This is a genomic window from Pantoea sp. USHLN298 (genome assembly GCF_037149395.1).
In the GTDB taxonomy this organism is placed as follows: domain Bacteria; phylum Pseudomonadota; class Gammaproteobacteria; order Enterobacterales; family Enterobacteriaceae; genus Pantoea; species Pantoea astica.
Window position 1 is genome coordinate 111,158 of the sequence record NZ_JBBCRO010000003.1, and the last position, 14,816, is coordinate 125,973.

The window sequence follows — 14,816 nt, forward strand, 5'->3', positions numbered from 1 at the left end:
TACCTATTTTTTTAATTTGGCTTTGATAACGTTTTTTATTTGATTTATTTTAACGCTATCTTTTGGCATTGTACTTTCCTGTACAGAACTTTGAATTACACTTCTGATGTATTTTCTTTTGAGATAGCTTTTAAGTCCAGGAAACCTGTTTACTGCTTTTAGAAGAGGACCTCTAATCGCCGGCTTCTGCAATGCGCTCAATGCTACATTTCTTGCCAGTCTGTATGTGAGATTTGTAATTCTAGATAGTAAGTGCCTGGTTTGCTGTTTGAGTGAATGAACTTTGATTTTAATCCGGGAGAGAATACGTTTTGGTAAAGTACCATATCTCCACGTTCTGCTTGCATAAACCAGGTTCAGCTCAGTTTCAAATCGTTGAGCCGTCTCCCACCAGTGATGAGCATGCCGATTCAATTCTGCAATTTTACTATTTAGATCAGTAATTGCAGCTTTTGACTGTTCAAGCTCTTCTTCAGTGCTGACAATTTTCTGTAAAAGCTTGTTCTTCTGTTTCAGAAAACTTTTTTCTTTTTTGCTGTTATCATTTTTGATTTCATTTTCTTGCTCTTTTAAGGCGTCAGCTCCGGTAGCAAGTGCTGATAGCTTTAAATTTTCCTCCAGAAGGATCTGATAGTTTGCATCTGTTTCTTCTTTTTGAAGCGTGAGTCTCTCCAGTTCATGCATGAGAGCCTGCTCTTTTTCATAAAGCGTGTTAGCTTCGTTCACTGCCTTAACCATTCTGATATAGTTTTCATCAAGTTCTGATTGTAGTTGAGATTCTCTATAAGAAATGAACTCATCAAAAACATTAGGTGGATATTTGAACGCATCATCGAGTTCAGGATGTTCATTCGCTACATAATAGCGATTAAGCCCATCAGAGAAAACGTGGTGATAATTATTGTTTAACAGTAGTTTTTCACATTCATCGTAATCTGAAATCTGGGTATTGGGCACAGTAGCTTCAATTAATACTATCCATGGCCGATATTTATTCCAGTCATTGCCTTTAAGCACTGCATATTCAGCACCTTCAACATCAATCTTGAGGAAATGAATATCAGCTATGTTTTGTTCTTCAAGGATCGCGGCCAGGGTATTGATGCTTACTTCAGACCAATAGCCTTCATATCCCTCCGATTCATGTTTAGCGGCAACGTCCTTGTCTAGTGTAGACCAGCCAGGTACATCACATTGCCACAGTTGCATTACACCTTTTTCATCCGATACCGCTTTTGCGATGCTAATATCCCTTTCACGCAAAAGGTGGTATTTCTCGATGAACTTCTCAACAGGATCAATGTTGATACCACTCCAGCCTGCATCGTAAAATAATTTCGTAACGGAATCTATTATCGGATCGTTAGCTCCAACGTCTACGTAGAAACCATTTTCTATATGCTTTAACGCTCTCCAAAGCATGATATCTTCGTAATTCTGAGCGTATGAAACCTTAGTCATGTTTGTTTATCTCGATTTCTGGGTCTAACCAGTTCACACCCTCAAAGTGTGGGTGACTCGCATTGACGACATTAAACACAAAGGCAAGGTCACGCCATTCATAATTGTTCACCAGATGCGTGTCCGAACTAACTATCGCAGTCTGTATGGAGTAACTTCCTGGCCCCATATTCATATCGAACTGAAACTCAAATTTGTATTTCTCTCCCGCCTTTGTATTAAAGATAGGTTTTTTCTTAAGCTGTGTGTTGGTGCCGTACATAACCTGACCCAGACGATCTTTTATGCCATAACCAACTACAAGTTTTTCAATATCTGATTTAACGAGCACATCAATAGAAAGTTTAACGGTCTCCCCTACTTCGATGTATTCAACCTGCTCGCCAGCCTCATTATAAATTGTGATATTATCTACAACGGCTTCACCGGTACCAGAAATAGTTTGCACTTTCCCTTGCTGGTTCATTACTTGCTCTATTTTCTGTTTTTGCTTATCAGCTAATAGTGCGTTGTAATAGTCCATGACCATTTCTGGATCGCCTTGCTTCTCGATTCTCCCTTTATTAAGTAAAATCGCATGATCACAGATACTTTGAATAGCTTGTTTATCATGAGAAACAATTAGTAGCGTTGTGCCATGTTTTTTAAATTCTCTGATTTTTTCGAAGCTTTTGTGTTGAAAATATGTATCCCCCACAGATAATGCTTCATCGACAATCAGAACATCCGGTCTGACGCAGGTAGCAACACTGAAAGCAAGGCGCATTTGCATCCCACTTGAATAGACCCTGACTTGCTGATCGATGTATTCACCGATTTCTGCAAATTCTTCAATTTCCGGCATCAGCTTATTTATGGTTTCAACTGTCAGCCCCATTAACTGGCCAGCCATATAAACGTTTTGCCGTCCTGTGAAATCGGGATGGAAACCCATGCCTAATTCGAGCAGCGCAGCAATCTTACCCTTAGTCGTGATAACACCTTTGGTTGGTTTAGTCGTACCAGTAAGTATTTTTAGCAGAGTACTTTTGCCCGCGCCATTCATACCAATGATACCGACAGCTTGTCCACTCTCTATTTCAAAGCTGATATCGTTAAGTACCCATCTTAGCTCATGGTGATCTTTCTTTATGGGTGAAATCCATTCCAGGAAGCGGCTCCAGCGGTTTGGATAGACTTTATAAGCTTTGCCGATTTTATTTACTTTTATTACCTGACTCATTAAAGTTCATCCACCATTTCGCCAACATGACGTCTGTACAAATACAGCCCTATAAGATTGAAAAAAATTGCGACAAAAACAGCAGGGAGTAAATCACTCCAGACCGGAGCAATATGTTTAACCAGAATATTTTGACAACTGAACATTATGCCACTCATCGGATTGATATTAATCAACGCTTTGTAGCGCTCTGGTATAATTGTTACAGGATAAACGATAGGCGTGAGCCAAAACCAGAATTGCATGAATATCCCAAAGAAATGCCCTACATCCCTGAAAAACACATTTAATACACCTAATGTTACTCCAATACCTACAGCCAACAAAATAGTGATAATGTAAACCGGGATTAATGCCAGATAAACGACACCAGGAAAATTACCACTTACTATTAAGAACAGAGTAAACAATCCAAACACAATCACAAAATTAACGAAGGCATTACACACAATTGTTATTGGTAAGCAAACCCTGGGGAAATTAATTTTTTTAAGTATGTTTGCATTTTCGATAAAAACGTTTTGTGAGCGTGATGTTATTTCTGAAAAGAATCCCCACGTAAGTACGCCCGCACATAAATAGATGCTGTAAGCATAGGTGCTATCAACACCGGGAAGTTTGGCTCTCATTATCTCAGCAAAGATAACTGTATAAACAACTATCATTGCTAATGGATTGATAACATTCCATAGTGCGCCTAATAATGAATTTTGATACTTTGACTGGAACTCTCGCTTCATATTTCCCAATATAAAGCTACGGTACGTCCATAGCGTTTTGCTAATGTTGAATATCATTATAAATCCTGAAGATTCGAGAATTCGTTTTTTCGAAGGGATTGTTAAAATAAACCCGGCAAAGCCGGGTTTTACAATTACATACTACCTGATTTAATCTAACCACTCGGTGTGGAACACACCGTCTTTATCAATGCGCTTATAGGTATGCGCACCAAAGTAGTCACGCTGCGCCTGAATCAGGTTGGCAGGCAGTACTTCTGAACGGTAGCTGTCGTAGTAAGCAATCGCCGCAGAGAAGGTTGGTGTTGGGATACCGTTCTGAATCGCATAAGAAACCACATCACGCAGCGCCTGCTGATACTGGTCAGCGATATCTTTGAAGTATGGTGCCAGTAGGAGGTTAGCGATGCTCGCATCCTGAGCATAGGCGTCGGTGATTTTCTGCAGGAACTGTGCACGGATAATGCAGCCAGCGCGGAAAATCTTCGCGATTTCACCGTAATGCAGATCCCAGTTGTTCTCTTCTGAGGCCGCACGCAGCTGAGAGAAGCCCTGCGCATAAGAGACGATTTTGCCCAGATAAAGTGCACGACGCACTTTCTCGATAAACTCCGCTTTATCGCCAGTGAAAGCCTGCGCCTGTGGGCCACTCAGCACTTTGGAAGCCGCTACGCGCTGCGTTTTCAGCGAGGAGAGGTAACGAGCAAATACCGACTCAGTAATCAGCGACAGCGGCTCGCCGAGGTCCAGTGAACTCTGGCTGGTCCATTTACCGGTACCTTTATTGGCTGCTTCATCCAGAATCACATCAACCAGATAGTTACCTTCTTCATCTTTCTTGGTGAAGATATCTTTGGTGATGTCGATCAGGTAGCTGCTCAGTTCGCCGTTGTTCCACTCGGTGAAGGTTTCAGCCAGCTCTTCGTTGTTCAGGCCCAGCGCACCTTTCAGTAGCGCGTAAGCTTCAGCGATCAGCTGCATATCGCCGTATTCGATACCGTTGTGCACCATCTTCACGTAATGACCCGCGCCGTCCGGACCGATGTAAGCCACACAGGCTTCGCCATCTTCAGCACGTGCCGCAATCTTATCCAGAATCGGTGCAACCAACTCATACGCTTCTTTCTGGCCGCCAGGCATAATGGATGGACCTTTCAGTGCGCCCTCTTCGCCGCCGGAGACACCGGTACCGATGAAGTTGAAGCCCTGGTCTGACAGCTCTTTGTTACGACGGATGGTGTCTTTATAGAAGGTGTTACCGCCATCAATCAGAATGTCGCCTTTATCCAGATGTGGCGTCAGCGAGGCGATAGTCTTATCAGTCGCTTCACCCGCCTGTACCATCAGCAGGATACGGCGTGGTTTCTCCAGCGATTCAACAAACTCTTCAACTGTGTAAAAAGGAGCAAGCTTCTTGCCCTGGTTCTCTGCGATGACTTCATCCGTCTTTTCGCGCGAACGGTTAAAGATAGAAACAGTGTAACCGCGGCTCTCAATGTTAAGAGCCAAGTTGCGGCCCATCACTGCCATACCTACAACGCCGATCTGTTGCTTGGACATTACATACTCCTGTCTGTGGTCTCGCATGGTGTTACCAGTAACACCACTTTATAAGTGATCAGTATGTTAACTCAGGATAGCTGATAAAAGGTAATGAATGGTGCGATAGTCAGATGAAATAATCTGAAAAAAAATCACACATTTAACAAGGATTTATAGAGTCGTGTATAACTCTGGATCATCTTTTCGGCAGTAAAAAGCGCCTCAAAGCGCGCAAGCGCTGCTGCGCCATAAGTGCTGGCCAGGTTCGGGTTGTGCCATATCTCATCCATCGCCTTACGCAAAGAGACCGGATCTGAAGGTGGCACCACCAAACCGGTTACCCGGTCGATGTTAATGAAGGTCGTACCCGTACCAATCTCACTGGAAATCAGGGGCTTTGAATAAAGCGCCCCTTCAAGCAATGAAATACCAAAGGCTTCTGAACGCAGGTGCGAAGGAAATACCAGACAGGTACACAGTTGCAGTAACGCAGATTTATCGCTGTCGTCTAACGCACCCAGAAAATGAATATTATCTACCTCTAGCCGCTGCGCCTGAGATTTTAGCTCGGCTTCAATTGGACCTGCTCCAACTACGACAATCGGATAACGGCTGTTTTTAGCCGCTTCGATTAAAATATGCAGGCCTTTATAATAGCGAAATGTGCCTATGAACAGAAAGAAGCCATCCGGAAATCTTGCCTGCCACTTAAGTAGAACAGCAGGATCATTATTTTGATAGAATTTTTTATCAAGTCCGTAAGGAATGACTTCCACTTTGTTTTTGAACTGCTGTAGAACGGGGCTACTTTCTACATAATTCGGTGAGGCAGCGACAATACGATCCACGCTATTAAGAAACCGGTTCATCAGAGGCGTGTATAACCTCAGTAGCATCTTCTGTTTAACAATATCAGAATGATAGCTTACGACGGATGGTTTTTTGATGCCTGCAGCAAAATGCATAAAATCCATGAATGGATAGGGGAAATGATAATGAATGACATCAGCATTTTTCGCCAGTTCTTTAAATTCACGGATCGCTGAATATGAAAAAGGTGTAGAAGCCAGCTCAAGAAATGTTTTGACCCGGTAGACGGAGTGATGAGCTAATTTACTCTCCTGAATATCGAAAGAGGGACTGTGAGTAAACACCTTAGACTGGATGTTCTCTTTTACTCCGCCTTCGGCCAGTTGATAAATAACCTGCTCAATGCCGCCAAATGTGTCTGGATAATATGTTTTATAACAGTGCAGAACCTTAATCATATAAATTTAGCAACCTGCTCGTAAGCTTCAATGGTTTTATCCGCGCATCTGGACCATGAAAATTGCTGTGCACGAGCAAGCCCTAAAGCTGTCATGCGGCTTTTTTCGTCAGCATCTTCTATCATTAGCTTGAGGTGGGCAGTCAAAGTATCAACATCTTCTGGGGAGTGCATCAGTGGAGCGCCCCCTCCTACTTCAGGAAGTGAGGTTGCATCAGAACAAATCACTGGTGTACCTGAAGCCATGGCTTCTAATACCGGTAAACCGAAACCTTCATATATAGACGGAAAGACAAAACAGTTAGCTGCACTATAAAGATGTGGCAGCTCTTTACCAGGCACGAAGCCCAGATATTTTAACCAGCCTTCACTCTCACCCTTCCTGAAAAGTCTGAACAGTTCTTCGTTTTCCCAGCCTTTGTATCCACTTATCACTAAAGGAAGCGCCCGTTTATCATTAGTAGGTAGTGAGTCAAAAGCCTTCAGCAACGTCAGAATGTTTTTTCTGGGTTCAATGGTACCTGTGTAAAGAAAAAAGTTGCGCCATTTGAGCTGATATTTATTCAGAACATCTCGTGTTTCTGTTTCTTGTCGGGGACGAAATTGCTCGTTATAACCCAATGGTGCAACACTGACTTTATCGTTTTCGACTCCAAAAAAATCAATTAATTCTTTTTTAGTATAATGTGAGTCAGTAATAAGCATTGCCGCTCTTGAGACCGTATTTCTTAACTCTTTTTGCATAAGATGAACACGGCCTGCAGGATGGAACTGCGGCCAGTGAAAAACAGACAAATCATGAAAAGTTGCGACACAATGCTTTACGCGAGGAGGAAGATAATAGTTTGGGCTGTGAAAAATATGATCTTTGAAATTCCTGAGCGCGATAGTTTTCATGACCGGATAAGTGAGTCGATATATCTCACTGGCAGCTTTGCTTTTTTGCAACCTTCGCTTAACAGATTGAATGGACTGCGCTGATTCACTGGCTACCGCCAGCGAATCACGAACTTTAGTACCATGAAAAAATGTAAGTAAAAGCTGTTCTCTCTCCTGAAGTTGCTTAGCAAGTTCAAACGCGTAACGGCCAATTCCAGTCAGGGGGTATTTGATACAATCCGTTGAAAAAACAACGTTTAACCTTTTGCCTGTAGCATCCATTTGAGCGTTTCTCTGAGCGTTATTTTGGCGGTATTGTTACCGGTTAACCTACCCAATAAACTAATATCGCCACAAAGCTCTTTTATTTCATTTGGACGGACGAATTGAGGATTAATCTCGATTCGTATTTGATGACTCGTCAACTCCTCACAGAGGTTAATAACCTCACGTAACGAATGCATTTTACCTGAAGCGACATTGACGATTTCACCAAAAGCCGAAGATTTTAATAATCCCCGATAGCTGCCTACTACATCGCGAACATCAGAAAAATCGCGCCATACGTCTATGTTTCCCAGTTCTATAACCGGCTGGCGTTCCCTGAAGTGCTTAACAATTTTAGGAATAAGAAAATTTCCTGCTTGTCCAACACCAGTATAATTAAATGGGCGAGCGACGATAATAGGTAGTTTGCTGTAAAACAGGCTAGCCATGTACTCCATTGCAAGCTTACTCACAGCATAGTCATTTGCCGGCCTGGCCGCTGTTGATTCCGCTAATTTACCTGGGGTGTTATTACCGTAAACATTTGCGCTGCTGGCAAGCAGAACCGCTTCAGGACACTTTGCGGATTCAGATAAAGCTTGCAGCAAATTACGAGACCCGCAAATATTTACGTCGTAGAATGCATTTGAATCGGCATGTCCAACAAAAGCAATTGCCGCAAGATGAACGACCACGTCAGGTGAAACAGCATCAACGGCCTGCTTTACTGCTACTGAGTCTGTGAGATCGACCTGAACATAGTTTGGCGAATTTTGGGCTGGGGATGAACCGAAACCAAATACTTCATACCCGGCAGCGGATAATTCCGCTGCCATATATTGGCCGGTAAAGCCCTTGATCCCTGTGATCAGTGCTTTTTTGCCATTAATCATGTCAGAAGGAGAATCCTTGTTTATTACGACGCAGATCTTCTTCAACCATCATTGCACACAGCTCTTCCAGAGTTGTTTTAGGTTCCCAGCCCAGAATATCTTTAGCACGTTGAGGATTGCCGATCAGTAATTCTACTTCAGCCGGGCGATAAAACTTAGGATTGACCTTGACCACAACTTTGTTTGTCGCGACATCGATAGCCACTTCCTGCTCATCTTTGCCTTCAAAGCGCAATTCGATGCCCGCGGCTTTAAACGCTATGGAGACGAAGTCACGAACGGTTTCAGTACGATTGGTAGCAAGTACGAAAGTATCTGGCTCGTCAGCTTGTAGCATCAGCCACATACCCTCGACGTATTCTTTCGCGAAGCCCCAGTCACGCTTAGCATCCATGTTGCCTAACTCAAGCACTTCCAGCTTACCGAGCTTAATTTTAGCAACTGAGTCGGTAATCTTACGTGTTACAAACTCCTGCCCACGCAGAGGTGATTCATGGTTGAAGAGGATGCCGCTGGACGCAAAAATGTCATAGCTTTCACGATAGTTTATGGTCATCCAGTGTGCATAAAGCTTAGCTACACCGTAGGGGCTACGCGGGTAGAAAGGGGTATCTTCTTTTTGAGGGATGGCCTGCACTTTGCCAAACATCTCTGAGGTAGATGCCTGATAAAACCGGATTTTTGGATTAACGATACGAATCGCTTCCAGCAAATTCACTGGGCCAATACCGGTAATTTCAGCAGTAGTTAGTGGCTGATCAAACGAGACACCGACAAAGCTCTGAGCAGCAAGGTTATAGACTTCCGTAGCTTTGCTTTCCTGAAGCAAACGGATGCTTGATGACAAATCAGTCAGATCATACTCAACCAGGTGCAGAGCTGGATTAGACCGGATGCCAAGCTCATCAATGCGCCAGAAATTCACTGAACTGGTACGACGATAGGTACCATAAACGGTATATCCTTTGTTCAGTAGCAGCTCTGCGAGATAAGCACCATCCTGACCTGTGATTCCGGTAATTACTGCAGTTTTATTCGTCATTCGTAAACCCATGATTAAGAAAATTAAAATTAGTAGCTAAGTGTTAAACTAAATCGATGATGCTTTAATAAGCGAATCAATTTCTTTCAGTAATTTGCTCAACGCCTCGGTATCACCTCTGGTTTCGACGTTAAGTCGAAGCAAAGGTTCAGTATTAGAAGTTCTGACGTTGAATCTCCAGCTTTCACAATCCAGACTGACACCATCTGTATTATCCTGAGCTATTGAGGAAGAAGCGTATTTTTCGTCAAGAGCAGCGATAATGGCCTTCGGGTTGGAAACTTTATAGTTAATCTCCCCACTGCAAGGAAACGCTTTCATTCTCTCTGCAACCAGCCCGGATAACGTTTCGCCTTTCACCGCCAGCAATTCAGCCACCAGCAGCCACGGAATCATGCCGCTATCACAATAGGCAAAGTCACGGAAGTAGTGGTGCGCGCTCATCTCACCGCCATAGACCGCATCTTCTTCACGCATGCGTTCTTTGATGAAAGCGTGTCCGGTCTTAGACATCACCGGAATGCCGCCCGCTTTGGTAACCACATTAATGGTGTTCCAGGTCAGACGCGGGTCATGGATGATTTTTGCACCAGGCTCTTTTTTCAGGAATGCTTCTGCTAACAGGCCAACGATGTAATAGCCTTCAATGAACTCAGCATTCTCATCAAACAGGAAGCAGCGGTCGAAGTCACCGTCAAAAGCAATGCCCATATCAGCCTGATGCTCACGTACCGCGTCAGAAGTATCTTTACGACATTCCGGCAGGAGTGGATTAGGGATGCCATTAGGGAAAGTCGCATCTGCCTGATGATGTACTTTGATAAAGGTGACAGGCGTATTCGCCTGCTGGAAGCGCTTTTCAATCTCATCGATGACATGGCCGGCCGCACCGTTACCTGAGTTAATCACCAGCTTCATTGGCTTAGTGAAGTTCTTCAGGTCGATATAGCCCATCAGATGATCGACATAGGCATCCAGGACTGAGATCTGCTTGTAGCTACCGCGTTTGCTCTCGTCAACCGGAGCAAAATCGTTGGCTTCAGCCAGACGCTGGACGTCACGCAATCCGGTATCTCCACTGATTGGACGCGCACCTTCCCGCACTAACTTCATGCCGTTGTAGTTCATTGGATTATGACTGGCAGTCACTTCAATCCCGCCATCAATTCCTAAGTGAAAAGTGGCGAAGTAGATCTCTTCGGTTCCGCTCATACCGATGTCCAGTACATCGGTGCCCGCATCCCGCAATCCATTTGCCAGCGCCAGTTTCAGCGATTCGCTGGTCTGACGAACATCCCCGCCGACCACAATGGTCTTAGGCCGGATAAATTCGCCGTAGGCGCGACCTATGCGGTAAGCAATATCGTCATTGAGTTCGGTGCCCAGCTCACCACGGATGTCATAAGCTTTAAAACAGGTCAGTGCTGCCATGATCTTGTCTGTCCTTACTTACTTGCAAACTGTTGTTTAATCAAAATGAGATCGTCATCGCCAAGATAGGAACCCGACTGGATTTCCAACAGCTCTAATGGAATTTTGCCTGGGTTTTCTAAGGTATGTGGATGACCAATAGGGATAAAGGTTGACTGGTTCTCTGTCAGCAACAAGGTTTTATCCTGAATAGTCACTTTCGCGGTACCCGACAGGATGACCCAGTGCTCAGTCCGGTGGTAATGCATCTGCAATTCAAAGGCCTCACCCGGCTTCACCGTAATGCGGTTGACGTTGAATCGTCCGGTATTAACCACCAGATCGCAGCGTCCCCATGGCCAGTAGGTTTCACGGTGACGGCGATATTCGCTGCGGCATTCACTTTTCAGGAACTCAACCACACGCTTCACATCCTGAACCTGATCTTTACGCGCAACCAGCACCGCATCTTTGGTGTTCACAATCACCAGGTTTTCTACCCCGATGGCGGCAACCAACTGATCTTCACTGTTGATGTAACAGTTTTTTGTGTTGTGCAGGAAAGTATCGCCTTTAAGGGAGTTGCCGTGGGCATCTTTATCGTTCACTTCCCACAGCGCTGACCAGGAACCGACGTCACTCCACCCTGCTGCCAGCGGAACGACGACTGCGGCATCAGTTTGTTCCATAACCGCATAATCTACTGACTCATCCGGGCAGGCGATGAAATCGTCTTTATCGATACTGATAAAATCATTGCCTTCTTTCACGTTAGCCATCGCGCGGCGACAGGCTTCGAGGATATCCGGGCGGAATTTTTCCAGTTCCTGCAGATAGCGTTTTGCGCGGAACATAAACATCCCGCTGTTCCAGTAGTATTCACCGGATTCCAGGTACTGCTCAGCGGTACTCTGATTAGGTTTCTCAACAAAGCGCTGCACCTGATAAAGCCCGCTCTCTGCGCCAGCGAGCGCTTCGCCACGCTGGATATAGCCGTATCCGGTTTCCGGGCCGGTTGGCACGATGCCAAAAGTAACCAGCTTGCCCTGTTTAGCGTGTGCGGTCGCTACCTTAATGGCCTGATGGAAAGCGGTACGATCTTCAATCACGTGATCCGCTGCCAGTACCAGCAGTACCGGGTCATCACCCTGCTCCACAGCATTAAGGGCGGCAAGTGCGATAGCCGGGGCCGTGTTGCGCCCAACTGGCTCAAGAATAATGTTATGGGATAGCTTGTTAATTTGTCGCAATTGCTCGGCGACCAGAAAACGATGCTCTTCGTTGCAAATCACCATCGGTGCACGGGCCTCAATGCCCGTCAGGCGGTTAACTGTCTCCTGTAGCATCGAGTGTTCGCCGTGTAGACAGATGAACTGTTTAGGATAAAGTTCGCGGGAAAGGGGCCATAAGCGGCTGCCGGTTCCTCCGGCCATGATTACGGGAAGTAACATTCCACATCCTCTAACAAATTTAAGCATGCTATTGCATATAAAGCGGGTCAATTTTTATTCATTATGAATAAACAGCCACGCTACCGCCCTTGGCTTGCAGCAACCAATATGCTGTGTGATAGGATTCATGCCATCACAGGTTAGCTTGTCGATGCGTTGATGATATTTTATTCAATCGCATACGGGTTCTGAGACCACCGCAAATAGTACAATTTGTGCGGCAAAAATAATATGCCTATTCTTTCATTGTGCCAGGCAAAACTTAAGTTTGGTTAACCATTGATAAAGATGCACTTCAGCTAAAGTAATCTTTGGCAAAACAGCATAGTAGCGACGTGCTTATCGCGCCAGGCCTCTGCTCAAGCCGTAGCTCAACGCTCTATAGTGTTTCAATTGAGCAGATGGCACGCCAGGATAAATCCGCATTAATCGCGTTGATTGTCAGGAATGTATTGGCTACGGGCTAATGTTTAGTCTATATATGCAATTCTGCTTAACGCAGACATAAAAAAACCCGGCCTTAGCCGGGTTTTTTGCATTTCATTGCAGTTTACTTAAACCCATCCGGGTTCTTGCTCTGCCAGTTCCACGTATCGCGCATCATCTCATCGATGCCGCGCGTTACGCGCCAGTCAAGGTCACGATTCGCCAGTGAGGCGTCAGCCCAGAAGGCTGGCAGGTCGCCGTCACGGCGTGGTTTGATCTCAAACGGAATGGCTTTACCTGAGGCTTTCTCAAACGCTTTAATCATCTCCAGCACCGAGAAGCCTTTGCCGCCGCCGAGGTTGTAAGCGGTGTAGCCTTCCACTTTGTTGAGATGATCCAGTGCCTTGAGGTGCCCTTCCGCCAGGTCAACCACGTGGATGTAGTCACGCAGGCAGGTGCCATCTGGCGTGTCGTAGTCGCCGCCAAACACACCCAGCTTCTCCAGACGGCCAATAGCTACCTGAGCAATGTACGGCAGCAGGTTGTTGGGGATGCCGGTTGGATCTTCACCGATTTCACCGGACTCATGCGCGCCGACCGGGTTGAAGTAACGCAGAGCGATCGCCTTAAACTTCGGTTCCGCTTTGGCGAAGTCGCGCATTACCAGCTCAATCATCAGCTTGGAGGTGCCATAAGGACTGGTGGTCCCGCCAATCGGCGTGGTCTCAACGTACGGCACCGGCGCATCCGCACCGTAAACGGTGGCGGAAGAGCTGAAAATAAAGTTAAACACGCCCGCTTCACGCATCTCTTCCAGCAGTACCACGGTACCCGCGACGTTGTTCTCGTAATACTCCAGCGGCATACGGGTTGATTCACCCACCGCTTTCAGCGCGGCGAAGTGGATCACGGCAGAAATGCTGTTCGAGGCGAACAGGTCGCGCAGCGAGGCACGGTCGCGGATATCGCCTTCAACGAAGGTCGCTTTCTTACCCGCCAGCTTCTCAACGCGGTTAATCGCTTCGCGTGAGGCATTGCACAGGTTATCCAGTACCACAACGTCATCACCGCGCTGCAGCAGCGCCAGCACCGTGTGGGAGCCGATGTAGCCTGCGCCACCCGTTACTAAAATAGCCATGTGTACTCCTTTCTTTCTGCCGCGGGATGCGCGGCGAAGGTATTAGTGTTGTTTGGCAAGAATCTTCTGGATCGCTTCGCGGAAATCGCGGCCCTGAGCGTTGCTGCGCAGACCATAAGAGACAAACGCCTGCATGTAACCCAGTTTACGACCGCAGTCGAAGCTGTGACCGGTCAGCAGCGAGACATCCACTGTTTTATGCTGGCTCAGGCTGGCGATTGCATCGGTCAGCTGGATACGGCCCCACGCGCCTGGCTCGGTGCGCTCCAGTTCTGCCCAGATATCAGCAGACAGGACATAGCGACCCACGGCCGCCAGGTCAGAGTTCAGCTCAGCAGGATGCTCTGGTTTCTCAACAAAGTTAGTGATGCTGCTGACGTCGCCTGGGTGATCAATCGGCTCTTCGGTGGTGATCACCGAGTACTCAGAGAGATCGGAAGCAGGCATATGCTGCGCCAGTACCTGGCTGTGGCCGGTCTCTTCAAAACGGGCAACCATTGCCGCAAGGTTATAACGCATGTGGTCAGCGGTGGAATCATCCAGCAGAACGTCTGGCAGCACCACCACGAAAGGATTGTCGCCAATCATCGGACGGGCACACAGAATAGAGTGACCCAGACCCAGCGGCTGCGCCTGACGCACGTTCATGATGGTCACGCCTGGCGGGCAGATAGACTGCACTTCGCTCAACAGCTGACGCTTCACGCGCGCTTCCAGCAGCGCTTCCAGCTCATAGGTGGTATCGAAGTGGTTTTCCACCGCATTTTTAGAGGCATGGGTGACCAGCACAATCTCTTTAATGCCCGCAGCCACACATTCGTCAATGATGTACTGAATCATCGGTTTGTCGACGACAGGCAGCATCTCTTTCGGAATGGCTTTAGTCGCAGGGAGCATATGCATACCGAGACCCGCAACCGGGATTACTGCTTTAAGCTTGGTCATATTTATTCCGTTTAATAAAATGAAGATGTGGGTCGATTATGCAGGATCGGCCAGAACAGCAAGTATAATCTTTATCTGAAAATCGGACACTAACTCTCTGTCACAACATGGAAATTCGGCATTTTGCCCATTG

Annotated in this window: 12 protein-coding genes; all 12 read right to left on the reverse strand. The window is 46.2% G+C overall.

Annotated features, from left to right (window positions below):
• Nucleotides 1-3: 3 nt before the first annotated feature.
• On the reverse strand, nt 4-1,461 hold the full coding sequence (locus tag WFK59_RS08575; protein WP_336755600.1) for an FkbM family methyltransferase: 1,458 nt from the start codon (nt 1,459-1,461) through the stop codon (nt 4-6).
• Nucleotides 1,454-2,683 (reverse strand): ABC transporter ATP-binding protein, encoded by a 1,230-nt coding sequence (locus WFK59_RS08580; RefSeq protein WP_233987648.1) that lies wholly within the window; start codon nt 2,681-2,683, stop codon nt 1,454-1,456. The genes WFK59_RS08575 and WFK59_RS08580 overlap by 8 nt, the downstream gene beginning before the upstream one ends.
• The gene (locus WFK59_RS08585) at nt 2,683-3,480 is read right to left on the reverse strand and encodes an ABC transporter permease (protein ID WP_233987647.1); all 798 of its coding nucleotides are present in this window, start codon (nt 3,478-3,480) and stop codon (nt 2,683-2,685) included. The genes WFK59_RS08580 and WFK59_RS08585 overlap by 1 nt, the downstream gene beginning before the upstream one ends.
• 93 nt (nt 3,481-3,573) lie before the next feature.
• Nucleotides 3,574-4,983 carry an NADP-dependent phosphogluconate dehydrogenase gene (gene gndA / locus WFK59_RS08590; RefSeq protein WP_094120353.1) on the reverse strand — a complete coding sequence of 470 codons (1,410 nt, stop codon included), beginning with the start codon at nt 4,981-4,983 and terminating at the stop codon, nt 3,574-3,576.
• A gap of 134 nt (nt 4,984-5,117) precedes the next feature.
• Nucleotides 5,118-6,233, reverse strand: a complete 1,116-nt coding sequence (locus WFK59_RS08595; protein WP_336755601.1) for a glycosyltransferase family 4 protein — start codon at nt 6,231-6,233, stop codon at nt 5,118-5,120.
• The gene (locus WFK59_RS08600; protein WP_336755602.1) at nt 6,230-7,393 is read right to left on the reverse strand and encodes a glycosyltransferase family 4 protein; all 1,164 of its coding nucleotides are present in this window, start codon (nt 7,391-7,393) and stop codon (nt 6,230-6,232) included. The genes WFK59_RS08595 and WFK59_RS08600 overlap by 4 nt, the downstream gene beginning before the upstream one ends.
• Nucleotides 7,369-8,271: a GDP-mannose 4,6-dehydratase gene (locus tag WFK59_RS08605; RefSeq protein ID WP_233987645.1), complete on the reverse strand. Its 903-nt coding sequence runs from the start codon at nt 8,269-8,271 to the stop codon at nt 7,369-7,371. Before WFK59_RS08605 ends, WFK59_RS08600 begins: the two co-directional genes overlap by 25 nt.
• Before the next feature lies 1 nt (nt 8,272).
• A complete protein-coding gene (gene gmd / locus WFK59_RS08610) occupies nt 8,273-9,313 on the reverse strand; it encodes a GDP-mannose 4,6-dehydratase (protein ID WP_336755603.1) in 1,041 nt (346 codons plus the stop codon).
• Between the two features lie 48 nt (nt 9,314-9,361).
• Nucleotides 9,362-10,744: a phosphomannomutase CpsG gene (cpsG, locus tag WFK59_RS08615; RefSeq protein WP_336755604.1), complete on the reverse strand. Its 1,383-nt coding sequence runs from the start codon at nt 10,742-10,744 to the stop codon at nt 9,362-9,364.
• Between the two features lie 14 nt (nt 10,745-10,758).
• A complete protein-coding gene (locus WFK59_RS08620; RefSeq protein WP_233987642.1) occupies nt 10,759-12,174 on the reverse strand; it encodes a mannose-1-phosphate guanylyltransferase/mannose-6-phosphate isomerase in 1,416 nt (471 codons plus the stop codon).
• A 550-nt stretch (nt 12,175-12,724) separates the two neighbouring features.
• On the reverse strand, nt 12,725-13,738 hold the full coding sequence (gene galE, locus WFK59_RS08625) for a UDP-glucose 4-epimerase GalE (RefSeq protein ID WP_094120342.1): 1,014 nt from the start codon (nt 13,736-13,738) through the stop codon (nt 12,725-12,727).
• Between the two features lie 42 nt (nt 13,739-13,780).
• Nucleotides 13,781-14,683, reverse strand: a complete 903-nt coding sequence (galF, locus tag WFK59_RS08630; RefSeq protein ID WP_233987641.1) for a UTP--glucose-1-phosphate uridylyltransferase GalF — start codon at nt 14,681-14,683, stop codon at nt 13,781-13,783.
• Between the last annotated feature and the right edge of the window lie 133 nt (nt 14,684-14,816).

Excerpts from the sequence above, each read along its gene's own strand:
- WFK59_RS08575 (WP_336755600.1), bottom strand. The coding sequence starts at position 1,461 with ATGACTAAGGTTTCATACGCTCAGAATTACGAAGATATCATGCTTTGG.
- WFK59_RS08580 (WP_233987648.1), bottom strand. The coding sequence starts at position 2,683 with ATGAGTCAGGTAATAAAAGTAAATAAAATCGGCAAAGCTTATAAAGTC.
- WFK59_RS08585 (WP_233987647.1), bottom strand. The coding sequence starts at position 3,480 with ATGATATTCAACATTAGCAAAACGCTATGGACGTACCGTAGCTTTATA.
- gndA (WP_094120353.1), bottom strand. The coding sequence starts at position 4,983 with ATGTCCAAGCAACAGATCGGCGTTGTAGGTATGGCAGTGATGGGCCGC.
- WFK59_RS08595 (WP_336755601.1), bottom strand. The coding sequence starts at position 6,233 with ATGATTAAGGTTCTGCACTGTTATAAAACATATTATCCAGACACATTT.
- WFK59_RS08600 (WP_336755602.1), bottom strand. The coding sequence starts at position 7,393 with ATGGATGCTACAGGCAAAAGGTTAAACGTTGTTTTTTCAACGGATTGT.
- WFK59_RS08605 (WP_233987645.1), bottom strand. The coding sequence starts at position 8,271 with ATGATTAATGGCAAAAAAGCACTGATCACAGGGATCAAGGGCTTTACC.
- gmd (WP_336755603.1), bottom strand. The coding sequence starts at position 9,313 with ATGACGAATAAAACTGCAGTAATTACCGGAATCACAGGTCAGGATGGT.
- cpsG (WP_336755604.1), bottom strand. The coding sequence starts at position 10,744 with ATGGCAGCACTGACCTGTTTTAAAGCTTATGACATCCGTGGTGAGCTG.
- WFK59_RS08620 (WP_233987642.1), bottom strand. The coding sequence starts at position 12,174 with ATGTTACTTCCCGTAATCATGGCCGGAGGAACCGGCAGCCGCTTATGG.
- galE (WP_094120342.1), bottom strand. The coding sequence starts at position 13,738 with ATGGCTATTTTAGTAACGGGTGGCGCAGGCTACATCGGCTCCCACACG.
- galF (WP_233987641.1), bottom strand. The coding sequence starts at position 14,683 with ATGACCAAGCTTAAAGCAGTAATCCCGGTTGCGGGTCTCGGTATGCAT.